Source organism: Stappia sp. MMSF_3263, assembly GCF_030733745.1.
Taxonomy (GTDB): Bacteria; Pseudomonadota; Alphaproteobacteria; order Rhizobiales; family Stappiaceae; genus Stappia.
This window is the reverse complement of sequence record NZ_JASHIK010000015.1, coordinates 18,811-29,640: the sequence shown is the minus strand read 5'-3', so window position 1 is coordinate 29,640 and position 10,830 is coordinate 18,811. Positions and strand designations below refer to the sequence as shown.

General features: G+C 59.3%; 9 protein-coding genes and 2 pseudogenes. 7 read left to right on the top strand and 4 right to left on the bottom strand.

The features are described 5' to 3' along the window. Positions 1 to 15: 15 nt before the first annotated feature. Together RBB46_RS16120 and RBB46_RS16115 are read right to left on the bottom strand one after the other, a co-directional pair. The gene (locus RBB46_RS16120; protein WP_306030047.1) at positions 16 to 1,299 is read right to left on the bottom strand and encodes a hypothetical protein; all 1,284 of its coding nucleotides are present in this window, start codon (positions 1,297 to 1,299) and stop codon (positions 16 to 18) included. After that, positions 1,283 to 2,395 carry a hypothetical protein gene (locus RBB46_RS16115; RefSeq protein WP_306030046.1) on the bottom strand — a complete coding sequence of 371 codons (1,113 nt, stop codon included), beginning with the start codon at positions 2,393 to 2,395 and terminating at the stop codon, positions 1,283 to 1,285. Before RBB46_RS16115 ends, RBB46_RS16120 begins: the two co-directional genes overlap by 17 nt. 182 nt (positions 2,396 to 2,577) lie before the next feature. On the opposite strand from RBB46_RS16115, the gene RBB46_RS16110 reads away from it, so the two are divergent. Continuing rightward, on the top strand, positions 2,578 to 3,363 hold the full coding sequence (locus tag RBB46_RS16110) for a YARHG domain-containing protein (RefSeq protein WP_306030045.1): 786 nt from the start codon (positions 2,578 to 2,580) through the stop codon (positions 3,361 to 3,363). A 271-nt stretch (positions 3,364 to 3,634) separates the two neighbouring features. Here the strand turns inward: RBB46_RS16110 and RBB46_RS16105 are convergent. After that, positions 3,635 to 4,004: pseudogene (locus RBB46_RS16105) on the bottom strand (type IV toxin-antitoxin system AbiEi family antitoxin domain-containing protein). 57 nt (positions 4,005 to 4,061) lie between these two features. Here RBB46_RS16105 and RBB46_RS16100 point away from each other — a divergent pair. Continuing rightward, positions 4,062 to 4,160 (top strand): annotated as a pseudogene (locus RBB46_RS16100) (IS5/IS1182 family transposase); the annotation flags it as partial. Positions 4,161 to 4,642: 482 nt separating this feature from the next. After that, the gene (locus tag RBB46_RS16095) at positions 4,643 to 5,587 is read left to right on the top strand and encodes a LysR family transcriptional regulator (RefSeq protein WP_306030044.1); all 945 of its coding nucleotides are present in this window, start codon (positions 4,643 to 4,645) and stop codon (positions 5,585 to 5,587) included. Here the strand turns inward: RBB46_RS16095 and RBB46_RS16090 are convergent. Continuing rightward, positions 5,578 to 6,063 carry a RidA family protein gene (locus RBB46_RS16090; protein WP_306030043.1) on the bottom strand — a complete coding sequence of 162 codons (486 nt, stop codon included), beginning with the start codon at positions 6,061 to 6,063 and terminating at the stop codon, positions 5,578 to 5,580. The genes RBB46_RS16095 and RBB46_RS16090 overlap by 10 nt on opposite strands. 356 nt (positions 6,064 to 6,419) lie before the next feature. Here RBB46_RS16090 and RBB46_RS16085 point away from each other — a divergent pair, with 356 nt between their 5' ends. The 4 genes from RBB46_RS16085 to RBB46_RS16070 are packed head-to-tail and all read left to right on the top strand — an operon-like array spanning position 6,420 to position 10,569. After that, positions 6,420 to 7,724 carry an amidase gene (locus RBB46_RS16085; protein ID WP_306030042.1) on the top strand — a complete coding sequence of 435 codons (1,305 nt, stop codon included), beginning with the start codon at positions 6,420 to 6,422 and terminating at the stop codon, positions 7,722 to 7,724. A gap of 38 nt (positions 7,725 to 7,762) precedes the next feature. Beyond that, a complete protein-coding gene (locus tag RBB46_RS16080) occupies positions 7,763 to 8,749 on the top strand; it encodes a TRAP transporter substrate-binding protein (RefSeq protein WP_306030041.1) in 987 nt (328 codons plus the stop codon). Positions 8,750 to 8,772: 23 nt separating this feature from the next. Beyond that, positions 8,773 to 9,282, top strand: coding sequence for a TRAP transporter small permease (locus RBB46_RS16075; protein WP_306030040.1), 510 nt, complete (start codon positions 8,773 to 8,775; stop codon positions 9,280 to 9,282). 12 nt (positions 9,283 to 9,294) lie between these two features. Further along, on the top strand, positions 9,295 to 10,569 hold the full coding sequence (locus RBB46_RS16070) for a TRAP transporter large permease (protein ID WP_306030039.1): 1,275 nt from the start codon (positions 9,295 to 9,297) through the stop codon (positions 10,567 to 10,569). Positions 10,570 to 10,830 lie beyond the last annotated feature (261 nt).

Genomic DNA, 10,830 nt, shown 5'->3' with positions numbered 1-10,830 from the left:
GTCGTCTCCCTGTATTCAGAAAAAATCTGCTGGAAGGCCGGGTTTTGCAGTGCATGCCGTCAATCCGATTTTAAATCGAAGCGCGTGCGTTTCTCCGGAACCGTCAATATATGCACCACGTGCGATACCTGCCGCGTATGTTCCCTCGCCGCGTTTGCCCGCAGTCGTTCCGCGCATGTATTCGATTCTTATCGATAACGAGGCAAATTCATTCGGTTTAATGCCGATGACCCGCGGGCTCTTCGCTTGAATCTCTCCAGAAAGGACAAATGTCCGGTCATCTTCGAAACTAACTTGGAGTGAGCCACTTGCTTCTCCGACCGTCGTTTGATCTCCCACGGTGATCTTAATTGTCTGACTTCCTTCTTCGGCGTCTGCTTCCGCCCCAAGCCCCAATGGGAATAGTTCCTCGCTCTTGATGCGCTTGTTATCGATCGTCGAAATTGCAAGTATTCTGAGGCCGAAGTCCACGTCTGGTGGAATAGTGCGCCCGTGCGGATAGGGAATACCGTTGGATAATCCGGTAAAGTGTAAGGGGCCGGATTCAACCCTCTGCTCGCTCAGCATAGCTTGGATTGAGAATGTGCCCGAGGTGTTGCTGGAACATTGCAGCGGTGCCGGCAGCGTCTGGATATAGACGCCGGAAACGACATCTCCGGATTCGTCGAGATCCTCATAGGCGCTGGCCGTGGAGCCTGGCTCAACGCTTCTGGGCCCCAAGACATGCGTTAAACCTGAAAGTGACTCCTTGCTGAAGAAGTCACCTGTTTGAGTGTCGAGACAAAAATCTGACAGAACATAGTCAATTACAGATGGGTCGTTGCCAGTATGGTACCTATACCAACCAGTCCCCGAAACACCTTTGCACCCATAGATGCGATAGTCTCGCAAAGGGTCGCTTTCTATTGGGTTCGCTTCCTGGACGGTGATTCCCTCAAAAGGATTTGCGGAAGCGTGACGTGGAATCAGATCAAATATCAGCAGAGAAAGCGTGATTGGGAGAAAACACTTCATCAACTGGCATGAATTTAAAACTCTTATTGCCCGATAACGCAAAATTTCATAACAGTCCTTCGAATATTCGTCTGAACGCTTGCTCCCCCTGGGACAACGAGCTGCATGAAACGCTCTGTCTCCAACCCACTCTTGTTGATCCATATCGTCATTCGCCGTCGAAATCGGCGCTCTCTCCCCATGACGCAGCAACTGCCCGACTCTAATCGGTACTGTTGACGCTTGCGTAAACCCGATAGATGGTCTGGCCACCGGCTGGCGTTGCTGTTCATTGGCCGCCGACAAGGAACTCCTCCTCGAATGCCAGGTCCGTGCCTCGGACATTCAGCGTGCCGATTATCTTTCCGACATAGCCATCGTGATATCTGGTCTCGCCGCTTGCGAAGCCCTTCAGCCTGAAGCCGGTTGCGCCTTCGCCGGCCAGGTGGCCGACCAGCTTGTCGATCTTCCAGGATGCGCTAACCCATTCCCCCGGCTCGAAACCCGCCAATCGCGGATTCTCGATCTCAAACTGCCCTTCGCCGGAGATCGTTCCGTCAGGGTGCAATGCGAGGCGTAACTGACCGGAAGTCACTTTCCCGTTGACGTTACCGCCATCCGGATCAAGCAATTCACCTGCATCCATTACGGTGCCGTCTTGCTCGAATACGAGCGAATCCGAATTCAGCACCAGATCGGATTTGTTGCGGTCGTAACGGGCATTGCGACTTGCCGGATCGCTCAATCCCCAGTCAAAGCCCGTCAGGGCTATGCGGTATGTCTTGCCCGCAGCCTCTTCGGGTAACGCCTGTTTTTCAAACAGATACCCCATCAGACCGACATCATCCGCCGTGTGCTGGTGAAACTCCGTCGGACGGGTGACATCCGGCTGTGTGGGGTCGAAAAACAGGTCGACGTAACTCGTCCTGATATCCGGCTTCCCGGAAATAGGCGCATAGCCGCCCGCCGAAAATTTCCCCTTGGACCCCGATCTTCCGATCTCGCTCGCCAGATCCTCGTACCAGCTTATGCTTGGATCCTGCTGGACGAGCGTAAAATTCTCCGCAGGCTCGGATGCCCACAATCTGCCGGTTTCCCGCTGGAAACACATGTCGGTGAGCTCAAATTGATACTGCGGTTCGTCGTGCCGGTGGGTGTAGTGTGCGATCGCGATCCCGCGCTCATAGTCGCAGCTTTCCAGCCGGTGATGCACCACACCGTTCTCCTCAGTGCGGATGGTCTGCATGTCAGCCATGGCCGCACCGATCGGCAGCAGAAGATGCGCAGAGGACAAAGCCATGACGAACTGTGCGACAAGGAGAGTGCTGCACAGTCTTTTCCCGAGGTAGCTTCCGTGCAAAGACAAAGAAATTACCCGGCTAAGCCGCTCGAAACTGATCATGATGTCTGCCCGCCACAAGGTATATTGCCGATGCTCTTCGAGATCGGCTCAAGCCAAGCACAACGGGAAACGCGAATCCAGACTTGCCCCGAATTTTCAGAGAAAGCTACGGTTGTTTCTGGAAATTTCCTGAATTAAAGCTATAAAAACAATCCTGTATTGCCAGGGGTGGATTTGGCGGTTTGACCAGTTTCGCAAAGCGATTGGCCGACTTGATACGGGGCCGTGGCATCAAGTCCGATGAGCAATTGGCTCAGCGCGCAATGAGCTTTCACACGCCAGGCGCGCGGCGGATCAATGTGCATGCCAGAACGATCAACAATTGGCGGAACGGGCGCAGCAGACCGCGCAGTCTTGAAGATCCGCGCCTCATGCTCGTCCTGAAAGTGCTGGCGCCGTCGCAAGAGGAAATGGACGCGCTTGCGCGCAGCTTCGAGGATGCCGGGGCTGACACTGCGCATGAGCAAGACCGAAGGTTTGAGGCAGGACAGACACGCCCAGGAACCCGAAAGCTGTTTCTGGCGGTCTTCGCATTTCTCGCGCTTTCCGGCGTGGTGATGTTTTCGGCCTACAGCCTTGGTCCGTCCCAGCCGGTCTACCTGGCGGAGATCCCGCCCGACCGGTTGCGCCTTTCGAGCGAAGGTTTCGTCCTTCCCCATTCCGACGATCGGATCGTCCGTCAGGCTCAACTAGAAAAGTTGTCCGGGTGGGAGCTCTATGTCGCGAGAAACGAAATTTTTGCCCGCCACGGCCGGCCATTTGTCCAACCTTCATCGGGCTGTTTGCAAAAGCACTTCGACCGGTGGGCAAAGTCAACGGGCAATCAAGCCGGCTGGTATGTGAAACGGTCAGGTATGCCTCTCGCGACCGATCTGGAATATCAAAATGCGGCATCCATCCGTGACTTCGAGTGCCGAGTGAGAGGTGGACAATATACTTGCAACGGCAAACTGAATCCATGCCGATGAAGCAGTTTAGAAAAATTCAAAAATATTAATCAAATAAACAATTACTTTTCTGATTTATTTCATTTATTTATCTCCTTGCATTTTTGGGATCTTAAGAAATTTCGAGATCAAATGCGCCTCGCAACAAACACCAAAAACCTGATAATCGCGCAAATATAGCAAGAATATGGTTCGAATACTAAAATATTTTCTTGCATCAAGCCGACCGGTTTTCGGTCTGAGCACGGTCGTGCGCAGCGGCCTTATCCCGCAAGGGCAGCGACGCTAGCGTTCAGACAAGGGCATTCAGGTCGGCAGGCACGATTATCAGCAGGTCTGGGTCAAGCCGCCCGCCTTTCACAAGCGACCGTTTGCCGGCACCGAGATCGACGACGCCGCGGTCGATCTGTTTCACCCAGGCGTGCAGGTGCCGGGCGGCAAACCAGAAAAACTGCCGCTGGAAGTCGACGCGGGCTTAGCGTGCCCAACCCTTCCAGCAGCACATCTGCCTGATGGAAGCTTTCGGGTTCCGGCAGTTCGTTGAGCATTTCGAGCAGAGCTCGCTTGGGCGTTAAGACCGTCAACAGCCATTCAGAAGCAACCTGTACCTGTCTGAGCGTCCCCTCCTGGAGGGTCGGTATATCCGGTAGCGTCCAGAACACGGACCACGCCGTGTGAAAGCTGAAGGCCTACGGCAGCGTGAGCTTTGAAAGCCATCCCGGCGGCGGCGTATCGCTACTCGCTGCGACAAGCTCCCGGAAAAAAACTACCTCGCCGCCGTCAAATTCGTCGCAGAGAGGATTTGGGGCCAGAGTTGATAAGTCGAGCAACCAGCACCGGAGAATTCGCGGCTGGCCCGAACGGCCAACCGCCACTGAACATCAACTGATGTGCAAACCATCCAACTGTGTCGATCAAATGATATGCGTAATTCTTGTATGAATATCAATAAATTTGTACTTATCTTATTTGCGTATATCATATGATATACAATACGGGTTTATCTGCCCATAAGGTGATAGGCAATGAACGTCAAAGACACAGCCAGAAAGCAATTTGTAAGGATCGCGGACCGCGCAGCGAAGCAGCTCGGTGCTATCCGCCTTCCGTGCCGCGAAAGCGCCGGGCCGACGGCGAGCGAGGGCGCGGCGAAGCGACAGACGGCTCGCTGCCGCCCGGCGTGCTGACGGGCCACATCAGGGGCGCGCTACAAATCCGGTGCCGGGTGGTATAAGGCCGGATCTCACGTGTGCGCGCAACGGCTTGGCCGACAGGCCGATGCTGGCGATTCGGGTTCCCAATGGTCAATTTAACCGCCTGCCGCTATTTCCTCGAAGTCGTGCATCTGGGATCGATCCGCCTGGCTGCGGATCGGCTCCATGTGTCGCCCTCTGCCATCAGCCGCCAGATCGCGAAGCTCGAAAGGGAGTTCGGGGAGCCCTTGCTCGACCGGCGCGCCAACGGCGTCCAACTGACAGAGGCGGGCACGCTGGCGGCGGAGCATTTTGCCTCGATCCTCGGCCAGATCGACCTGATCCGCGGGGAAATGTCCGACCTGCGGAAGCTGAAATCGGGCAGCGTGTCCATCGCGACGGTCGACGGCGTGACCGACCCCTACCTGTCGGAGCAGATCCTGGCGTTTCGCAAGCGCTTTCCGGCCGTCGAATTCCGTATGCGGATCAGGGGGCGCGAGCGTGTCCTGGAAGCGCTGGAAAAGCGCATCTGCCAGGTCGGCTTCGTCTACGACCATTTCTCCCATCCGGTGATGGAAATCGTCGGGCAATGGCGCCAGCCGCTGCTTGCCCTCGTCCCGCCGTCGCACCCTCTTGCCGACGGGCGGGCGGTGAAGCTGCCGGACATCGCGGATTGCGACTGCGTCCTGCCGGACGACAGCTACGGCATCCATCACCTCGTCAACCGGGCCTTTCGCAAGTTCGGCGGCAAGCCGAAGGCCATCATGGTCGCGGACCAGCTACACTTCCTGATCCGCCACGCCATCCGGTCCAACGCGATCGTCTATGTGCCGCTGCAGGCTGCCCTGCGCGAGGTCGAGGCGGGCGAGCTCGTCCCGCTCAACCTCAGCTGCGGGGATTTCGAGCACCGCTTCATCTACGCAATCGTGCGTCGGGATCAGCGGCGGTCACCGGCATGCGATGCGTTCATCGCCATGCTGACGTCGAACTTCCCGAAATACGAAAAGGCCGACGCCACCATGCTGAAACGCCTGAGGACGGCTCAGGCGTGAAGCTCGACCGTGAGGTCGGCCTCGACAGGTGCGTTGAGACCCAGTTCGTGCTGGGTGAGCGCGGCGCGCGCGTGCTTCCCGCTCTCCTCTCCCCACAGCTCGACGAAGAGATCCGAGGCGCCGTTCAAAACGAGGTGCGGTTCGGTGAAACCCGGCGCGCAGGTGACGTAGCCGATCATCTTGACGATCCGCTTGACGCGGTCGAGATCGCCCAGAACCGCCTTCATCATAGCCAGATGGTTGAGCGCCATCAGGCGGGCCGAAGCATAGCCTTCCTCGATGGTGAGGTCCGAGCCCACCTTGCCGACATAAGGCAGGATATCATTGTCGTTCTTGTCGGGCCGGGTGCCGAGTGTGCCGGATGTGAAAAGGAGGTTCCCGACGACGACGCCGGGCAAATAATTGCCGATGGGCTTGGGCCTGCGGGGCAGGACGATCCCCATTTCCTTCAAACGGGCTTCGGTCGCATGCGGCATGAACGTGCTCCAGGATTAGGCATTGACGGATGGCAAACTAGGCAAAACCGATAAGGCTGAGTGTGCGTTGACGACAACGCCGTGTTGTCATTTCGGCAATTCATAGCCTTGCAGAGAGCACGGGCAAATCGAAATAATTAAATTATTTCAAATAGTTATTTGATTTTTTGTTGCAACACACCCAACCGACGACTCTGCGTTCCAGCGAAGAGGCGAGTAGTCGCGCATCCGTTTTCTCGTAATGTCTCGGCTCAGGTATCACACCAGCAGGGACCAACAGGGTGCAGTCTCAATCTCTGGCAACGATCGCGGCGGAACTTCGAGCCGGTAAGGTGCGGTCTTCGGATCTCGTGGCCTTGGCCGCGGAGCGCCATGCGGCGACAGAGCCGGTTCTGAATGCCTATCGGACATGGGCCGGCGACCGGGCTAAGGTCCAGGCAGCAGCCCTGGACGTGCTGGTCGCCTCCGGGATCGATCTGGGGCCGCTGATGGGCATTCCCGTGTCGGTCAAGGACCTGTTCGGGGTTCCCGGGCTCCCGACTCATGCGGGCACCAACGCAGCCTTTCCGCGGGAGTGGGACGCCGCCGGCCCTGTTGTGAAGACGCTCCTGTCGCAGATGGGCGTGGTGACCGGCAAGACGCATACGGTCGAGTTCGCATTTGGCGGATTGGGCACGAACCCGCATGCGGGCACGCCGGTCAATCCCTGGTCGTCGCGAGAGACGCCGCGCGTGCCCGGCGGATCGAGTTCCGGCGCCGGCGTCTCGCTGGCGCAAGGATCGGCGCTGCTGGCACTTGGAACGGACACGGCCGGGTCGGTCCGCATTCCCGCATCCTTCACCGGGCAGACCGCCCTGAAGGTCACCCATGGCCGCTGGTCGATCGAGGGAATCGTTCCCCTGTCGCCCTCGCTGGACACACCAGGGCTCCTCGCCCGCACCATTGCGGATCTGGTCTACGCCTTCGAGGCCATCGACCCCGAGGCGGCACCGGCCGTCGCGGCTGCCGACCTTTCTGGGCTGCGTATCGGCATCATCCCGAACACGGTCTGGGACGATGTCGAGCCGTCGATTGCCGAGAACACCAATCAGGCGCTCCGCGTTCTGGAAAAGGCCGGAGCGCACTTGAGCGATGCGCCCCTCGCCTGCACGCAAGAGGCGCTTGCCATCTTCCGCGCGGGCGGTCTGGCGGCCGCCGAGCTTCGCGCGTTTCTCGATCGCAACTTTCCCGAGCGGATCGGCGAGCTCGATCCGGCGGTGATGGCGCGCGTTGCGGCCGTCGATAACCTCACCGCGTCCGACTACCTGCAGCGCGCGGCCAACCTTGCGCAGTACGGCCGGACCGCGGCGCGGGTGTTCGAGACCGTCGATGTGCTGGTCTCGCCCACCATTCCGGTCACGGCGCCGACCATCGCCGAGCTGGCGAACCCTGAAATCTATCGAAAGGCCAACATGCTGGCCCTTCGCAACACCGCGCTCGCCAACCTGTTCGGTTGGTGTGCGGCGACACTGCCGACCGGGCTGGATGCCAACGGCATCCCGTCCGGCCTTCAGATCATTGCGCCGCCAATGGCGGAACGCCGCCTGCTGGCGGCAGCTCTGGCCATCGAGACTGCCATCGGATCCGGGCCCGAAATGCTCGGGAAAGCACCGCTGACCTGATCACTGTCTACAACATCAGCCCCCTTGGAGGAGAGACCATGAAAAACCTGAGCAGAGCGATCATTGTGGCCATCGGCGCCACGTTCGGCGGCGCGGCCCATGCCGCCGACTTCACCTTCACCTTCGCCCATGTCCTGACCGAAGACACGCCGAACGCACGGGCGGCCGTGGTCTTCAAGGAGGAGGTCGAGAAGAACTCGGGCGGCCGGATCGAGATCAACATTCGCCCGGCCGCACAGCTGGGCGGCGATGTTGAGATCATCGAGCAGACGCAGATGGGCCTCGTCCATATCGCGATCCCGCCGACCGGCAATCTCGCCAACTTCAACGAGCAGATGTACCTGTTCGACCTGCCGTTCCTGCTCAGCGACAACGCCGCGATGATGCGCGTTCTCGACGGCGAGGTCGGCACCGAGCTGCTGGCCACCCTCGACGGCAACAATCTGCACGGCATCGCCATGTGGGGCGCCGGCTTCCGCCACATGACCAACAATATCCGCCCGATCAATGGCCCGGCCGATCTCGCCGGCATCAAGATGCGCACCCTGCAGGCGCCGACCATCCTATCGACCTATCGCGCCTACGGGGCGAACCCGACCGCGATGGCCTATGTCGAGGTCTATAACGGGCTTCAGCAGGGCGTCATCGAAGGTCAGGAGAACCCGCTCGCCAACATCGCCTCGATGAAGTTCTACGAGGTGCAGAAATACATGACCCTGACCGGCCATGCCTATCACACCTATGCTGCGATCATGAACAAGCAGGTCTGGGAAGGCCTGCCCAAAGACCTGCAGACCGTGATCGAGGAGGCGATGATCGTCGGCCGTGACGCCGCGCGCCGGTTCACCAACGAAGACGAAGCCAAGATCCTCGACGCGATCAAGGACCAGATCGAGATCCAGGCGCTATCCGAGGATGGCCGCAAGGCGTTCATCGAGGCATCGCAGCCGATCTACGACGAGTTCCGCGACAAAGTCACGCCTGCCCTGATGGACAAGGCAATCGCTCTGGCCAAGGGCGAATAAGTCAGGAAGAAGAGGGTCGCGGCATGATCACCTGGTTGAACAGACTGGTGGACGTCATCGAGAACACGCTGGTCAGCGGGTTGATATTGATCGCGACCCTCGTCGCCATCGCGCAAGTTATCGCGCGCTACGTTTTCAACAATTCGCTCTATTGGTCGGAGGAGGTCGTTCTCTACGCCTTCATCACCATGAGCTTCCTGACCATGGGGATGGGCGTGCGCTACGCCTCCCACATCAGCGTCGAGGCCATCTACGCATTCGTGCCGGAAAAGATGGTTCGGCCGTTGCAGATCGGCGCGGCATGCCTTGGCCTGATCTTCGCCGGCGTGATGCTGTGGTACGGCAGCAAGCTGGTGATCAACACGTCCCGCATGGGCCAGCTCTCGCCGGCCCTGCGCATCCCCGTCGGCTACATCTATGCCGTTATCCCCTTCGCGGCGGGATTGATGATCACCCGTTATCTCCTGGTCCTGCAGGAGCTCGTGTTCGGCCGCGTCTACACGCCGCCCGCAGTCGACATCAAAACGAGCTGAGGAGACCCACCCATGGTCGGCGCTCTCGTCCCCGTCTTCTTTGGCCTGCTCGTTTTCGGCTTGCCCATCTTTGCCGCCCTCGCGCTTTCTGTGGCAGCAGCCCTCTATTTCTGGGGGGGCCTCGACCCCGTGCTCGTGCCGATGCGCATGTTCTCGGGCATGAATAACTTTTCTCTGATGTCGATCCCGTTCTTCATCCTGGCGGCCGAGCTCATGCGGATCGGCGGCCTGTCCGAGCGGCTCATCAATCTCGCGCGCGCCATCGTGGGATGGCTGCCCGGCGGTCTGGCGGCCGCAGCGGTCGTTGCCTGCCTGATGTTCGGATCGATCTCCGGCTCCAGCCCGGCCACGGTGATCGCCATCGGCTCGATCCTCTACCCGGCGATGGTGAAGGCGGGGTACGACAAGTACTTTTCCATCGGCCTGATCACCACCGCAGGCACCCTGGGCCCGATCGTGCCACCCTCTATCGCGCTGATCATCTACGGTTCGGTCACGGGTACATCCGTCGGCAAGCTGTTCGCCGCCGGCCTGCTGCCGGCACTGCTGATCGGCGGCATCCTGATCGCCTATGCCAGCTGGTATTCCGCGCGCAAAGGGTACCCGCGCGATGCCACACCAAGCATCGCCAGCATCTGGGCGGCATTGAAGCAGGCAGCCTGGGGCCTCGGTCTCCCGTTCATCCTGCTCGGCGGCATCTATTCCGGCGTCTTCACCCCCACCGAAGCGGCGGCGGCGGCCTGTCTTTACGGGTGGCTGGTCGGCGCGATCGTCTACCGGACCATCTCGTTCAAGGACACGCTGGTGGTGCTGCGCAACACCGGCCTGATCTCGGGCCCGTTGCTCCTCATCACCGCGGGCGCGTCGGCCTTCTCCTGGCTCCTGGCCAGCTCCGGCACGCCCTCCCAACTGGCGGGTTTCATTCTCAGCGACACCAGCAATTCCATCGTCGTGATGCTGCTGTTCAACCTCATCCTGCTGGCGGCCGGCTGCTTCCTCGACAGCGCCTCTGCGATCATCATCCTCGGCCCGCTGATGATGCCTATTGCAGCACAGGTCGGCATCGACCCGATCCATTTCGGCATCATCATGCTGGTCAACCTGTCCGTCGGCATGCTGACCCCGCCCGTCGGCCTCAACCTGTTCGTCGCCATGGGCGTGGCCAATATGAAACTGGGAGAGATCTTCCGCGCCGCGCTGCCGACGATCGTGTTGATGCTGGTGGCATTGGTGATCCTGACCTACGTGCCGGTGTTCAGCATGCTGCTGCCGAACACGTTCTTCTGAGGCAAAAGCACACCCAGCTGCACGCAGCTGAGCTTCTGCCAGGGTTTGAAGCCAGCGCATATGGGAACCCATTTGCGCTGGTTTTCTTTAGGTTCGTCGGAATTATGAGCTCACGATCCATCACCTATCCCGTCTGGTTCGTGGACACGTCACCGTTTCCGCTAGCTGCCCTTATTCCGGTTGATTGCTCGGTGCTTTGGCGGATCAATGCGGTATTCGGGACGGCACGCCTGATGACTGGCGGCGGCGTGAATTTTTCCC

Bases quoted from the DNA above. Each gene is read 5' to 3' on its own strand.
- RBB46_RS16080 (WP_306030041.1), top strand. From the start codon at position 7,763: ATGAAAAACCTGAGCAGAGCGATCATTGTGGCCATCGGCGCCACGTTC.
- RBB46_RS16070 (WP_306030039.1), top strand. From the start codon at position 9,295: ATGGTCGGCGCTCTCGTCCCCGTCTTCTTTGGCCTGCTCGTTTTCGGC.
- RBB46_RS16090 (WP_306030043.1), bottom strand. From the start codon at position 6,063: ATGCCGCATGCGACCGAAGCCCGTTTGAAGGAAATGGGGATCGTCCTG.
- RBB46_RS16075 (WP_306030040.1), top strand. From the start codon at position 8,773: ATGATCACCTGGTTGAACAGACTGGTGGACGTCATCGAGAACACGCTG.
- RBB46_RS16095 (WP_306030044.1), top strand. From the start codon at position 4,643: ATGGTCAATTTAACCGCCTGCCGCTATTTCCTCGAAGTCGTGCATCTG.
- RBB46_RS16115 (WP_306030046.1), bottom strand. From the start codon at position 2,395: ATGATCAGTTTCGAGCGGCTTAGCCGGGTAATTTCTTTGTCTTTGCAC.